This window comes from Nautilia sp. PV-1 (assembly GCF_004006315.1).
Classification (GTDB): Bacteria; Campylobacterota; Campylobacteria; order Campylobacterales; family Nautiliaceae; genus Nautilia; species Nautilia profundicola_A.
This window is the reverse complement of sequence record NZ_CP026530.1, coordinates 824757-839049: the sequence shown is the minus strand read 5'-3', so window position 1 is coordinate 839049 and position 14293 is coordinate 824757. Positions and strand designations below refer to the sequence as shown.

Sequence of the window (14293 nt, the reverse complement as noted above, 5' to 3'; positions counted from 1 at the left end):
TTTTTTTAAGAAATTGTATCAAATTTATCTCATAAATGTTAAAATTTCAAAAAAAGGCTCTGTATGCAGATCAGTCTTGTCGGCTTTAGTTTTATTCTTATTTTAATCCCGTTAATAATTTCATACAAATTCAGAATAGGTATAGAAAAAGAACTCTTAATAAATTCTCTAAGAGCGTTTTTACAACTCACCGCTTTAGGTTTTGTTTTAGGTTTTATTTTTAAAATCACAAATCCTGTTTATTATATTCCTATAGTGCTGGCAATGCTTTTATATTCCGCTTATATAGCCAAAAAAAGAAGCGAATTCAGTTTTAAAGCGGCTTTTTGGTCGTTAACTCTCAGCACGGTTATTATATTGACGATACTTATAGTTTTTAAAATAATTTCTCTTAAACCAAACGAGTTTATACCCATTGCCGGAATGATTATAGGCAATTCTTTAAACACATACACGCTTACAATAGAAAGAATAAGACGCGAACTAGAACTTCAAAAAGAGCTTATTGAAGCATTTATCGCCATAGGAGCCAATATAAAAGAAGCTTTGAAAATAATGCAGCGCCAGGCTATAAAAGCCGCACTTATACCGGTTAACAACATGCTTCAGACGATTGGAGTTGTGGCAATTCCGGGTATTACAACAGGTATGCTGCTCGCAGGTGCCAGTCCTTTGGAAGCCGTAAGTTATCAGATAGTCATTATTTATATGTTAGTTAGTATCAATCTGTTCAGTGCGCTTTTCGGAAGTATGTTCTTTATTAACCAAAAAGTGCTATAATATAAAAAAAAGAAGTCCGTCATGCAACAACAGGATTTAAAAAAAGAGATCGAAGAATTAAAAGAAATGGTAAAAACTTTAAGTGAAAAAGTAAATAAAAACACTCTGAGCGATTTAATTCCGCAGGAAGAACTTGAAAAACTGGAAAAAATTAAAAATGAGACAAAAGAACTGATTGAAAAATCTAAAATTAAAGAAAACCCTTTAAGTGCGGCTATAGTGGCCGGAATAGCAGGTTTTTTAATAGGAAAAATATTCTGCGGGGACAAACATGAGTAAAGTTACGATAAGTGACTTTTTACTTGCCGTATCTGATTTAATTGAAGCGCAGAGCAATGCCTTAAAACAGGAGTGGAGCGAATTTTTTAAAGAAGAGAGAAAAAAGCTGAATTATTTATCGAAAAATTTCGCTTTTTATTTTATTTTTGCCGTTTTGTTTGTATTGGGTTTCAGTGTTTTTTGTTTCGGGCTTTATAAACTGCTGGAAAAATTTATGCCCGATTTTATCGCTCTTTTTGTTATTTCATTTATTTTTTTTATTGCAGCGTTTATATTTGCGAAAAGTATAAAAAATGAATGATTTAGAAAAAGCCAAAGAAAATTTAAAAGCCTTGATGGAAGGCAAAAGAACAAAACGGCTCACGCTTCAAGAGGCAAGGGAAAATCTTATAAAATGCGACCCCCAAATAGATATAGCGCCTGTTTTGTCATCATTAAACAAAGGTGATTATTATCTGGCTTTAAAATTTTTATTTTTAGAACTTGTTACGACACCGGGCATGATTGAGTTTTTTGCACCCGTTATCGTAAAAATAATAGAAAAGAGAAGTTAGTCTAAATTATAGACTTTCTGTATATGAAGGGCCTTGTCGAATTCATAAATTCTTGGAATACCCGTAGCGATTTCGAATTTAGGAATATCTTCATCACTGATTCCGTCAAGCTCTTTAACCATCCCTCTTATCGTATTTCCGTGAGCTGTAATTAATACGTCTTTTCCTTCTACCAAAAGAGGAGCCACTCTTTCATGAAACGCCTGCATTGCTCTTATCTGATTGTCTTTTAGACTTTCGGTACTAGGAAGCAGTTCCTGAGGAAAGTTTTTATATTTAGGATCAAATCTAGGATGTCTAGGATCGTTCTCGCTTAGCGGCGGAGGCGGAACGTCATAGCTTCTTCTGTAAAGAAGAAATTTTTCTTCACCCACTTCAGCTTTTACTTCATCTTTGTTAAGCCCGGTAAGAGCACCGTAAAACCTTTCGTTAAATCTCCAGTCTTTTATATGATCAAGCCACAGCAGATCAAGTTCTTCTAAAATAATAATCCCTGTTTTAATCGCCCTTTTAAGATATGAAGAAAAACATATATCAAAACTCAAACCGGCTTCTTTTAATCTTTTACCGGCTTTTTTGGCTTCTTCTATACCTTCGGGAGCCAGGTCAACGTCAACCCACCCCGTAAATCTGTTTTGTTTGTTCCATTCGCTTTTTCCGTGTCTGACTAATACAAGTTTTGCCATATTCATCCTTTATGAAAATTAATTTTGGAATTTTATCAAATTTTTTATACTTGCCCTGTTTTTCCATTCGGCTAATTTAATTATAGCTAAATTTATGTCAAACTCCTTGTTTATCATAGGAAAAATCACTTCCCCGTCAACTGCGACAAAAAACATGTCGCTGAATTCTTTTTTATTTTTTCTCTGAATTATAAGATATGTAAGTTCATTGTCTATAGTTCTGGGAATACTTTTATCTATGCAGACACCTATTTGTTCTCTCATAAACGTATTAAGCGATTTCATATAATTTAAGACGATATCTTCCCAGCCGAGTTCATCACCTAATGAGTTGAAAATTTTTAAATCAGTAATTCTAAGTTCTCCATTCTCAATTCTCCATTTATCATTAACCCACACTCCCACGTCATATTCGGAAAGTCTTTGTTTGAACTTTTCAAAATCTTCTTCAATATCGGCTGAATAAAACGGGTAATTTGATAAAATTTTAAAAGATATATCGGGACGCAGATATTTTTTATACATTAACTACCTTTTTAAGGAGAATTATGCCAAAAATTTTAATAACAAACGACGATTCTTTTGAAGCGAAAGGACTTGAAGTTTTAATTAACGCCGTAAAAGATTTGGGTGAAGTGTATATCGTGGCTCCGGCTACACATAAAAGCGCATGTTCTCATTCTCTTACGATTACCAAACCTTTAAGATTTATTGAAATAGATAAAAATTTCTTTAAGCTTGATGACGGAACTCCGGCTGACTGCGTTTATCTTGCAATGGATAAAATTTTTAAAGAACAAAAACCCGATATAGTATTAAGCGGAATAAACCACGGCGCGAATATGGGAGAAGATGTAAATTATTCGGGGACTGCCGCCGGCGCTTTTGAAGGAGCCGTTCACGGTATCCCTTCTATAGCATTCTCCCAGGTGCTCAAAAGCTATGACATTCCGCCTGCTGAAGTCGACTGGTCAAAAGCTGCAGACGTTGCAAGAGAGCTTACGAAAAAAGTACTCGAAGGAAAAATAAATATTCCGCACAGGCAGATACTTAACGTAAACATTCCTAACACAAAAGAGATAAAAGGATATAAAGTCACAAAACTCGGATACAGGCTCTACGGATTCGACGCTCACAAACACCATAACCCAAGAGGCGAGGAATATTACTGGATAGGACTGCATCCTTTAAAATTCAAAGAAGAAGAAAACAGCGATTTTTTTGCAGTCAAAAACGGCTACGTTTCTATAACACCTTTAAAACTGGACATTACTGCTTACGAAACAATAGAAGAGTTAAAGAATATAAATGTATGAAAAATTACATGCCTTTTTAACAAGGTTCGGGCTTAATCTCAGACATTCGGTAACAAATCCTGAAAAAAACGTTTTTCTTTCAAAACTGACAGATTATAAAACAGGTTTTACCAGCTACGGCAAAGGAGAAAACGAACAAAAAGCCCTTCTAAGCGCATACGGTGAAATGTGTGAAAGAATAATAACAAGAAACTATTTTGAAGAATACTATATCAACAACCTTTATCCGAATATGCACACAGGTGAATTTTTAAATGAAAAGCTTAAACGCCACTATAAAACGGAAGAAATGGAAAAAGAAGATTTAATCGATTTTAACAGCGACAGTTTTGATATTTTATCAATACCGTTTATTGAAAAATCCACTGCCAAAACCGTCTATTTTCCTATAAACATTCTGCAAAACCTGTATGCGAGCAACGGTATGGCGTTTCATTTTGATTTAAACACGGCATATTACAACGCAAAAACGGAAATTATTGAAAGATACGTAAAATTTGACGTTATAAAATACGGACTGCCGCTGCCTAAAATAGACCACCCTTTAAATTCTGAAAATATACAGATTTACGACGCAACACTAAACGGTAAATATCCTGTAATGGCTGCCAGTTTTATAGAAGACGGAGAAATAATTCTCTCTTTCGGGTGTGATTTGAACAGGGAAGAAGCTGTAAAAAAAGCCTACCTGGAACTATGGCAGACGGAAATGAGGGAAAGAGGCAGATTTAACGAAAATATAGAAGAAGTTAAGAACTCTTTTAATCTTTACAGACATTTTGTCAATTTAAGCGGAGACGTTCATGTCAATTTTTTAAAAAACCCTCTGTTTAAAGTCGCAAAATGGGATTTTGATGATTTGGATGTTTTTTCACAAGAGGAATATATTAAAGTATACGAAGCCAATCCGTATTTTGCCCTGCAGGTTATCATACCGGGAATAAGCGAGGTTTACCCTGTTGAAGATATGATTTTTAACAATATAAACCAGGGAAAACTTTATTACAGGGACAAAATATTAAATTACGAAAAATACCCGGAAAATGAAATATATGAAATAATAGACGAGCTTAAATACTCTTTTGCAACCGAAATAGGAGCATTAATCGGTGTAAAATTTAATGACCCGGTATTTGCCGACGATTTCGAATTTTATTATAAAAACCGTAAAAAGCCGGAATTTTCCGAGCAATATATAAATATACTCAATCTTTCAAGGAAACTTCATGAGATATGACAGATGCAGAAAACTTTTTTCTAAATTCGAACATTTGAAAGATTTAAAAATTTTAATATGCGGCGCCGGCGGAGTCGGCGGATACGCCCTTGAATGCCTGTACCGCTCCGGCGTAAAAAATATTACAATAGTGGATTATGATACATTTGACATAACCAATCAAAACAGACAGATAGGCAGTGAATATACCGGAGAAAAAAAAGTGGAAGTTTTAGCCAGACTCTATCCCGGTATAACGCCTGTCGATATGAAAATAACAAACGAAAATATAATATCTTTAAATATTGGTCATTATGATATTGTTATAGATGCAATAGACGATCTTGACGCAAAAATAGCCTTAATAAAATCAGCCCATCCCAAAATAATCTCCTCAATGGGAGCGGCAAAAAGAATAGACCCTACAAAAATAAGAATAGAAAGCATATGGAAAACAAATACCGACCCACTTGCCAAAAAAGTAAGGGACAGATTAAAAAAAGAAAAATTTAACGGTGATTTTAAAGCTGTATATTCTATAGAAAAGCCTGTAAAATGCGAAATGGGAAGTTTCGTAGGAGTAACCGGAGCTTTCGGATTTGCCTTATGCAGTGAAGTTCTTAAAGATTTTGTATAATGCCTTAAATTAGATCAAACACATTAGGTTTTAATAAATAAAAGCCTTTCGTTGCCGAATAATGAAAGTTTTTATTTACATTAATTTAATTTTCGAATTATTTATAAGATTAAAAGTATTAGATAACAAAACAAACTAAAAAAGCATTAAAACATTTGGTGTCAGACTCAAATAATAAGATAAAAAATTAAGAGGAAAAATCCTCTTAATCAACGATAGTTCCCTGATCTCTGATATCAAGATACCATTTAGGAAGCGTGTCAGTCCATTTTCTGACAACAGGGAAATATGCTTTAATATTTTCATATACAGTAGCAAAATCTTTTGACTGGTTAGCATATTTGTTAAGAATTTTGATTGTGGCTTTTTTAGCAGCTTCATTAACATCGTCAGGGAAAACGCCGAGTTTAACGTCATATTTTCCGTTAAGAATGTTTTTAAGCTGAATTGCGTTTTGATATTCGAATTCAGTAAATATTTTACTGTGAAGCATGTTAGCCGCAGCAGTAAGAATAGCCTGATGTTCTTTTGGAAGTCTTTCAAAAGTTCTTTTGTTAAATGTAAGTTCAAGAATACTTCCCGGCTCATGCCATCCTGAATAGTAGTATTTAGCAACTTTATAGAAGCCCATTTTAATATCAAGACTCGGTCCTACCCACTCAGTAGCGTCAATAACGCCTCTTTCAAGAGCGGTGTATATTTCTCCTCCCGGGATATTTACAGGTTTAACGCCTAATTCCGCCATAACTTCCCCGCCGAGTCCCGGAATTCTCATTTTAAGGCCTTTCATATCAGCAAGCGATTTAATAGGTTTTCTGAACCATCCGCCCATTTGGTTTCCGGTATTACCGCCTTTAAACGGAATTAAATTATATTTAGCGTAAAGTTTTCTCCAATGATCCATTCCGCCGGCAAAATCAAACCATGAATCAAGTTCGTTTGCGTTCATGCCGAAAGGGAATGAACTAAACAGTGCAAATGCGATATTTTTACCTTTCCAGTAATAAGGTCCTGAATGGAATCCGTCAATAAGCCCTTTTGAACATGCGTCAAATACACCAAGCGCCGGCACTAATTCATTTGCTCCGTAAATTTTAACTTTTAAGCTTCCGCCGCTCAGCTCTTTAACTTTATCAGCAAACCAGAGCATATTTGTTCCCATAATAGGAAGCGTCTTCGGCCATGAAAGACAGATTTTAAGAGTTTTAGTGCTTCTAGCATAAAGGTTCGTCGTAAAAGTAGACGCCGCTACAGCCCCTACCCCTGCAGTTTTAAGAAATTTTCTTCTATCCATTTTTTTCTCCTTTATAATTTTTAACGTTTCATTTTATCATAATTAACAGGAAATTTAATAAAAAGATAACTTTTACTTATAAAAAAGGGAAAAAAAGAAATAGTTTAATAAAAAATGGCTATTACGGCGTAACTTAAAAAGAGCATTAAGTGAGAAAGTCCCTCAAGATAATTGGTTTCACCGTCTTCCGTAGTTTTCCACACAAGAATAATCGTAAGTATTAAAGCTCCAACCTGAAGCGGGGTAAAATCAAGAGTAAGATTTACACCCACTATCAATGATAAGAATATCAAAGAAGGAACAGTTAAAAGTATACTGACAGTGCTCGCTCCCATTGCTATGTTTACGACACGCTGCATTTCGTCGTTTTTTGCAGCCCTGATTGCCGTAAAAAGTTCAGGCGCCACTGTTACAAACGCAATCAAAATACCGACAAATCCAGCGGTTAAGCCGAAATTCTGAAAAACTCCTACGCCGTCTTTTGCAAAAATTTCCGAAAGTACTCCGATTAAGACTAATAAAAATATCAAAAAACCGATATTAAAAAAGTTTGATTTTTTATCAAAATAATAATCTTCATCTTCTTCATCGTCTCTTTTATATTTTTTTACCCTGCTTCTTTTTTTGAATTTAAAGAAATGCACATGCGTATCCGTCTGAAATTTAAAAATAAAGAAATAATATACAGCAAGAAGAGCGGCAATTATCAAACTTGCGCTGTATAAAGCTTTTTGATCGGAATGCATTGAAATAGTTGTAGGCACCAAAAGCATAGCAGCGGCAACAAACAGTATAGTGGTATAACTAGCCGATGTGTCTTCATTGTGTACCTGTTCTTTAAAGTTAAGCCCTCCAACAAAAACGGCTATTCCCAGCAGAGCGTTTAAATCCACTATTACTGTGGCTATAATACCGTTTTTTACGGTTTCAACAACTTCCGGATGGGTTTTAGCCTCAAGCACAACCATAAATAAAATCAATATCTCAACCAAGACAGCACTAAACGTAAGTATCAGACTTCCGAAAGGCTCACCGAATCTCTCAGCAAGAATTTCCGCTATTTCGGATATTGTAACGGCCAAAGCGCCTATTCCGATTGCAGCAAAAAAAGTAGCGATAACGCTTAATCCCTGTAAATGAAAAACAACTGCCAGCGGCAGTGCACTAAATCCTACAAAAATATCCCAGTATTCTTTAAAAATATGCCTCGTGGGTTCTTCCAAGTTAACTCCTTAAAAAATGATTTGCTTTTTTTATTATATAAACGTCACCGTAATTTTTAAAAAATTTTTCAGCCTTTTTTAAAGCGATGATTTTATCAAATTCTCCCAAAAAAATCTCTATTTTTACATTGTTTAACTCTTTTATTATTTCCCAGTCAAAAGTAAACAGATTTAATAAGTCAGATTCGCCGCACTCATAATCCAGATATTTTTCATTAAAAAATCCTGCTTTTTTCAAGAAATTTTCTATATATTTTCGTTTGTCGTTTTTAAATGCTCTTAAGTTTAATTCAATTATCTTTTCACTGTATTCAAAGTATGCCGGAGAAAAAAGCTGCAGTTTGTCTATTCTGGCATTTTTTTTTAATGCATATGTAAGCGCTTTTTGAGCTCCGTAACTAAACCCCGCTACGGTAAAAGCATTGTCTTCAATATATTCAGAAAAAAGTTTAAATTCGTCTTTTAGGCAAAACCCGTTAAAATATTTCATTTTTCAGTTTTTCAAAATCTTCTTTATGTATTACTTCTTTTTCCAAAAGTACGTGATAAACCGCTTCAATCATTCTTATATTTGAAGCATAAAGCACTTTTACTTCGCTTAAAGCATCATTTAAGATGTTGGCTATTTCGCTTTCGTCAGAAACGATACTTTCTCCCATTGCATAATCTTTTACCATTTTTACAGCAAGTTCCCTTGCTTTTTTTAAATCCAGATGTGCGTTTGAATACTTTTCGTTAAAACGGTCTTCAACACCCACTCTGCCGGCAAGATAAACCTGAATTTTATTCATCATTTCAGTTTTTGAAACTATTTCTTTGTCTTCTTCTTTAAAATCGTCTTTTACAAGGGATATTCTTTCAAAATCAACACTCAACCATTCAGCGATTACAGCTTTACACGCCTGATAATAGCTTAGTATCTCTTTTTCTTTAGGGTTATATGTCTGAAGTCGTTTTTTACCTACCAAAACTTTGTCTTTAACGGCGTAAAAATCCTCCTCTTCAACAAAATGTTTCCCCTGTTTAAGAGCATATATGCTAGCTTCATTTACAAGACTGGCCAGCGCCGCCCCGCTGAAACCGACTGTCATTTTTGCGATGTTTTCCAAATTTCCTTTAAACGGTTTGTTTTTAAGATGAACTTTGAGTATTTCAACCCTGTCGTTAAGACCCGGCAGTTCTACATAAACCCTTCTGTCAAATCTTCCGGGTCTTAATAAAGCCTCATCCAAAAGTTCAACCTTGTTAGTGGCGCCGATTACAATTACACCGCTGCTTCCTTCAAAACCGTCCATTTCTGTTAAAAGCTGGTTTAAAGTGGCTTCCCTCTCATCGTTTCTTAAATTTCCCCTGCTTTTTCCTATTGCGTCTATTTCGTCTATAAAAATTATACTTGGAGCAGTCGCTTTTGCTTTTGTAAACAGGTCTCTCACCCTTTTAGCGCCTACACCGACGTACATCTGCACAAAGCTGCTTCCGCTTTGATAAAAAAACGGCACACCCGCCTCCCCGGCAAGAGCTTTAGCTATTAACGTCTTACCTACACCAGGAGGCCCTACAAGCAGCACTCCTTTAGGCAGTTCAATTCCGAATGCTTTGTATTTGTCCGGATTTTTTAAAAAATCAACAATTTCTACCAGTTCTTCTTTTACTTCGCTGATTCCCGCGACGTCTTCAAAAGTAACATCGGAAGTAGTGGGTTTTATAACGAAATCCTTTTCAATTCCGGTATCCATCTGCACCTGCACCTGCTGAGGAGGCTGTTGCTGAGCCGGAACCGCTTTTCTGAGCAGTACAACAAGCAGAATAAAAAAACCGAATACAATAATTACGGCTACTATCTGATTAATAAGTGTTTTTATATCAAGCCCGTCGCCTTTTAACGAAGCAAATAAAAGAAGCGCAATAATAATACCCGTTATTACGGACACTATCAGCGTGTTTTTATTGGATTTTTGCATAATTTACATCCTTTATGTCATATTCTTCAAAAGTTATCCAGCCGCCTTTAATATTCTGACCGCTTTTAATCAGCATTTTATTATAAAACTGGTCATATCCTTCATAATAGCCTTTTTTATAATTTTCTACGTGGACGACCAAAGGAACTTTATTTTCTATTCTGAAATTATAATTATTTTTTCTGACTATTTCTTCTATAATTTTAGCACGTTTTTTAGCTACGTCCCCTCTTACATCCTGTTTAAGCTCAGCCGAATGTGTTCCGTCTCTTGGAGTGAATCTGAATACATGTATATGTGTCAGAGGGTATTTTTTAAAATTCTCCAGGGCTTCATTCCAAATTTCTTCGCTTTCTCCCGGATGTCCGACAATAAAATCCGTTCCCAGAGCGATTTTCTCTGCTGCAAGTTTTTCAAAAAGCTCAAGTGTCTGTTTTACCCTGTTTCTTCTTTTCATAATCCTCAGCATTCTGTCGCTTGTATGCTGTAGTGCAATATGAAGATGTCTTTCCAGTATGCCGTTTTTGGTCAAATCTATCAGTTTGTCATTTAACTGGCTAGGCTCCAGACTACCGAGTCTTATTCTTTTAACGCCTCTGATTTTAGAAATTTTTTCTACCAGATCGGCAAGCGTGGTGCCTGTGTCTTTGCCGTAACTGCCCATATTGATACCCGTTAACACAAACTCGCTTATACCGTTTTGAGAAAGAGTTTCTATCTGTTTGAGAATTGTTTTTTCGTCAAGACTTCTTGAATGTCCCCGCACACTAGGAATTATACAGTATGCGCACTCAAAATCGCATCCTTCCTGAATTTTTATAAAAGCTTTTGTTTTTGAAAATGAAGTAATGATTTTTTTGTTTACAAAATCGAAATTTCCTAGTTTCACTCCGTTAAAATCAAGATACCTGTCAATTTCCTCTTTATATTTATGTCCGAGTACGCTTTGGACTCTACCGCTGTTAAAAAGCTCTTCACCCTGAGTATAAGCGGCACATCCGGTTAAAATTATTTTTTTATCCTGCCATTTATTAATATACTGTCTTAAATCCCTGTCGGCAAAATTAGTCACCGTGCATGAATTCACTATAATAATATCAGCCTCATCCTCATTTGCCGCAATATCAGACTGAATTGTGTTTTTCATTATTTCACTGTCGTATGTATTGCTCCTGCAGCCGAATGTTTTAATATAAACTTTCAATTATTTCCTTTTAAATTTGCTGAATATATCATAGCACAAACTCGTCATACTGCATTTAAGTCTGCGCCGTCTCAAAATATAATAAAAAATCGGCAGATAAAACAGATTCAGCACAGTACCCCACGCCAGACCGAAGCCTAATGCAATTGCAAGAGGTTGCAAAATTGCAGACTGGCCGCTTGGGAAAAACATAAGTGTCAAAAGACCGAAAAACGTAGTAATAGACGTCAGTAAAACGGGTCTAAGCCTATGTGAAGCAAATTCCAGTATCTCATTTACGCTTCTTGCCCTTTTTATAAAATCTATCATAACGATTCCGTCATTAACCACAACACCTGCAAGACCGACAATTCCTATCATTCCAAGCATAGTCATATTCATATCCATAATCATGTTTCCGACAATAACACCTAAAAACGACAACGGTATTACGGAAATGATAACAAACGGCAGCACCGCAGAATTAAACATAAGCACCAAAACTAAGAATATTAACAGTACAGCTACTATTAAGGATTCTTCCAGATCTTTCATAAACGCCTTGCTGGTTTTGGCGGCTCCCCCTATCAATACGGTAAGCCCTTCTTTTTTAAACTCTTTGAGCAGCGGGTCTACTTTTTTATAAAAATCTGCAGTTGTAATGATTTTTTTGTTTAACGAACCGTATACGGTTTTTGCGGCAATACCGTTGTATTTGTGTATTTTTTTAAAAGCTCTGGTTATTACAAAATCGCAGACTTTATCAAGTTCGATATACTGATTTGTTCCGGGAACCGTAACTCTGAAATTTTTAAGTTCATTATAAGAGTCTTTGTTTTTGTCTTTTAAAATAATTTTTACGATGCCGTCTTTATCAAACGTTTTATCATATTCCGCTTCGCCGAAAAAGCCTCTAAGCTCGTTAAACAGGCTCACCTGCGTAAAGCCGAGTTTCTGTCCGTAAGGATTGATTTTCAGTTTTAACTCATCAGCCCCCAGTTCAGCATCGTCATATATGTTATAAACGCCTTTTATCTTTTTCATAACGTTTTCAAGTTTTTTGATAGCTTTTATTATTTCTTCTTGAGACTTGCCACCGATACTTATTACTATATCGCTTTTGACAATACCCGCCTGAGGCACTATTACGTTAAGCTCGACCATTCCAGGTATTTTTATATGAGAAAAATCTTTTTTAAACATCTGTGCCAGCTGTTGAGCGGTATGTGTCCTGATCTGGTTTTTCACTTTGATGGGTTTAAATATCGGAGCAATATATTTATTATAAAAATCGGTAGGTTTTTTATCGTTTAAATCGACAAAAATATGAAAGTAGTTTGCACCTATATTTGCTTCTCCTTTATTGTTCATCTGCATACCCACAACGGTAGTAAAACCTTCCACGTCTTTACCCAGATATTTTTTAAGGTCGTTTTCGATTTTTTTAATCGCCGCTGCGGTCTGGGTTATTGTGTAATTGCTTTCAAATTTTCCGTTTACATAAATCTGACTTGCGTCAAAAGTCGGAAACAGCTGAAATTTTGAATGTTTCATACCTATACCGATTAATACAGGAACGAATATTAAAAAAAACATTAACGCGACATATCTTATTTTGAAAAAGAAAGTAAGCATTTTTTTATAGAGTGCGGAAAACTTATTCCAAAAACGGTCTTTTGAACTTTTTTCAACTTTTAATATCTCTTTTGAATGCAGCGGCAGAAACACAAATGCTTCAAATAATGAAGAAAGAATCAAAACGGTAATCATTATCGGCAGTATTTTCATAAAAACGCCTATTTCGCCTTTTATCAAAAGCATAGGCATAAAAGCCAAAATAGTAGTAGTTGATGAAGCCATAACCGGCCAGAAAACTTCCGAAGTCCCTTCAATGGCAGCGGTTACTTTGTCTTTTCCCATCTGCATATGGCGGTAGATATTCTCGCCCACTACTATAGCCTCGTCGACTATCATACCAAGAGCTATAAGAGCACCGAGCATTGAAAGGAGGTTTAAAGACAGATTCGCATAATCCAGATAAATCATTGCTATCGCGAAAGAAGTGGGAATTCCCATCGTAACGACCAGGGATATTCTCCAGTTAAGAAAAATCCACATAACAAAAAACACCAGTATCAGCCCGAATATGATATTGCTGACAACCGTATTGAACCTGTTTCTAACCCATTTGCTGGTATCGGTTGAAATACCGAAAGTTACTTCCGGATGTTTTTCATGATATTTTTTAAGAATCTGTCTGATTTTTTGACTGATAGCAATCGCGTCTCCGCTTTCGCCTTTTCTGACATCAATAGTAATATTTGGAATTCCGTCGTATTTGCCAATCTGTGTAGGAGTGGCATACTCTTTTTTTATATCAGCTATATCTTTTAATCTGACTTTTACGTTTCCTACAGTAATTATCATATTCTTAAACTGTTCAAGGTTTTTCGGATACATTGAAATAAAATAGTGTTTTTTGCCTTCTATTTTTCCGACCGGAAATATAGTGGAAACCTGAGAAAGAACATTTATAAGCTGGGATTTATTTATACCCAGACTTTCTATTTTCTGATTATCAAGTTTAAAATATATATTTTTGTCACTGTCACCACGAATATCAATCTGCGTAAGGTCTTTAATCTGAGAAAGAATTTTTTTAACGTTGTCGGCGTCTTTAAGCAGCTGGTCTTTGTTTAAAACGTTGCTCGCTACGGATATAAACATCAGAGGAAAAGCTTTTTTTGCAATAGTGACACTCGGTTCGCTCATATCGCTTGGAAGGTCTTTTTTTAAGTTTGATGTTATTGTTTTAAATTCGCTCAGGAGCTCCAGTTTATTTGCTCCCGGTTTTAAATTTACGGTTATTGTAAAACTTCCGTTTCTGATAACGCTTTCAACGGATGAAACTTCCTGATAGCTTTTCAGATCGTCTTCTATCTGCGTAACCGCCATTTTATCAAGAGTTTCAGGACTGGCGCCGGGATATCCGCCCTGTATAAGGATCTTATCAAGCGTTGCGGGAGGAAAAAGCTCTTTTGCTACGTTTCTGTAAGCCAAAATAGAAGATATAATCACAATTAAAAAAAGAACATGCGTAAATACCGCATTTTTAATAAAAAATTCTATAAATCTCTTCATATATCCTCTTTTTTGCGGAAATT

The 14293-nt window shown here is 35.4% G+C and carries 15 protein-coding genes; 7 read left to right on the top strand and 8 right to left on the bottom strand.

The window, feature by feature from the left end:
• Positions 1–63 precede the first annotated feature (63 nt).
• From fetB to C3L23_RS04520, 4 genes are read left to right on the top strand one after another with little or no spacing between them, the layout of a single operon-like run.
• Positions 64–780: an iron export ABC transporter permease subunit FetB gene (gene fetB, locus C3L23_RS04535; RefSeq protein WP_127680281.1), complete on the top strand. Its 717-nt coding sequence runs from the start codon at positions 64–66 to the stop codon at positions 778–780.
• A 21-nt stretch (positions 781–801) separates the two neighbouring features.
• Positions 802–1059: a hypothetical protein gene (locus C3L23_RS04530; RefSeq protein WP_127680279.1), complete on the top strand. Its 258-nt coding sequence runs from the start codon at positions 802–804 to the stop codon at positions 1057–1059.
• The gene (locus C3L23_RS04525) at positions 1052–1360 is read left to right on the top strand and encodes a hypothetical protein (protein ID WP_127680277.1); all 309 of its coding nucleotides are present in this window, start codon (positions 1052–1054) and stop codon (positions 1358–1360) included. The genes C3L23_RS04530 and C3L23_RS04525 overlap by 8 nt, the downstream gene beginning before the upstream one ends.
• On the top strand, positions 1353–1613 hold the full coding sequence (locus tag C3L23_RS04520) for a hypothetical protein (protein WP_127680275.1): 261 nt from the start codon (positions 1353–1355) through the stop codon (positions 1611–1613). Before C3L23_RS04525 ends, C3L23_RS04520 begins: the two co-directional genes overlap by 8 nt.
• Here the strand turns inward: C3L23_RS04520 and gpmA are convergent.
• Together gpmA and C3L23_RS04510 are read right to left on the bottom strand one after the other, a co-directional pair.
• A complete protein-coding gene (gene gpmA / locus C3L23_RS04515; protein ID WP_127680272.1) occupies positions 1610–2299 on the bottom strand; it encodes a 2,3-diphosphoglycerate-dependent phosphoglycerate mutase in 690 nt (229 codons plus the stop codon). The two genes, C3L23_RS04520 and gpmA, sit on opposite strands and share 4 nt — an antisense overlap.
• An 18-nt stretch (positions 2300–2317) precedes the next feature.
• The gene (locus C3L23_RS04510) at positions 2318–2824 is read right to left on the bottom strand and encodes a stationary phase survival protein SurE (protein ID WP_127680270.1); all 507 of its coding nucleotides are present in this window, start codon (positions 2822–2824) and stop codon (positions 2318–2320) included.
• A 23-nt stretch (positions 2825–2847) separates the two neighbouring features.
• On the opposite strand from C3L23_RS04510, the gene surE reads away from it, so the two are divergent.
• From surE to C3L23_RS04495, 3 genes are read left to right on the top strand one after another with little or no spacing between them, the layout of a single operon-like run.
• On the top strand, positions 2848–3615 hold the full coding sequence (gene surE / locus C3L23_RS04505; protein ID WP_127680268.1) for a 5'/3'-nucleotidase SurE: 768 nt from the start codon (positions 2848–2850) through the stop codon (positions 3613–3615).
• Positions 3608–4852 (top strand): YcaO-like family protein, encoded by a 1245-nt coding sequence (locus tag C3L23_RS04500; protein WP_127680266.1) that lies wholly within the window; start codon positions 3608–3610, stop codon positions 4850–4852. The genes surE and C3L23_RS04500 overlap by 8 nt, the downstream gene beginning before the upstream one ends.
• Positions 4842–5468 (top strand): tRNA threonylcarbamoyladenosine dehydratase, encoded by a 627-nt coding sequence (locus C3L23_RS04495; RefSeq protein ID WP_127680264.1) that lies wholly within the window; start codon positions 4842–4844, stop codon positions 5466–5468. The genes C3L23_RS04500 and C3L23_RS04495 overlap by 11 nt, the downstream gene beginning before the upstream one ends.
• Positions 5469–5673: 205 nt before the next feature.
• Here the strand turns inward: C3L23_RS04495 and C3L23_RS04490 are convergent, their stop codons facing one another.
• From C3L23_RS04490 to C3L23_RS04465, 6 genes are all read right to left on the bottom strand, one after another.
• Complete coding sequence (locus C3L23_RS04490) at positions 5674–6762, bottom strand: TRAP transporter substrate-binding protein (protein ID WP_127680262.1); 1089 nt, start codon at positions 6760–6762, stop codon at positions 5674–5676.
• 104 nt (positions 6763–6866) lie between these two features.
• Positions 6867–7985, bottom strand: coding sequence for a calcium:proton antiporter (locus tag C3L23_RS04485; RefSeq protein WP_127680260.1), 1119 nt, complete (start codon positions 7983–7985; stop codon positions 6867–6869).
• Between the two features lies 1 nt (position 7986).
• Positions 7987–8475 carry a pimelyl-ACP methyl ester esterase BioV gene (gene bioV, locus C3L23_RS04480; protein ID WP_127680258.1) on the bottom strand — a complete coding sequence of 163 codons (489 nt, stop codon included), beginning with the start codon at positions 8473–8475 and terminating at the stop codon, positions 7987–7989.
• Positions 8462–9946 carry an AAA family ATPase gene (locus C3L23_RS04475; protein WP_127680256.1) on the bottom strand — a complete coding sequence of 495 codons (1485 nt, stop codon included), beginning with the start codon at positions 9944–9946 and terminating at the stop codon, positions 8462–8464. The genes bioV and C3L23_RS04475 overlap by 14 nt, the downstream gene beginning before the upstream one ends.
• Entirely contained in the window at positions 9930–11150 is a 1221-nt protein-coding gene (mtaB, locus tag C3L23_RS04470; protein WP_127680254.1) for a tRNA (N(6)-L-threonylcarbamoyladenosine(37)-C(2))-methylthiotransferase MtaB, read from the bottom strand. The genes C3L23_RS04475 and mtaB overlap by 17 nt, the downstream gene beginning before the upstream one ends.
• A complete protein-coding gene (locus tag C3L23_RS04465; protein ID WP_127680251.1) occupies positions 11151–14270 on the bottom strand; it encodes an efflux RND transporter permease subunit in 3120 nt (1039 codons plus the stop codon). It lies immediately after the preceding gene.
• Positions 14271–14293 lie beyond the last annotated feature (23 nt).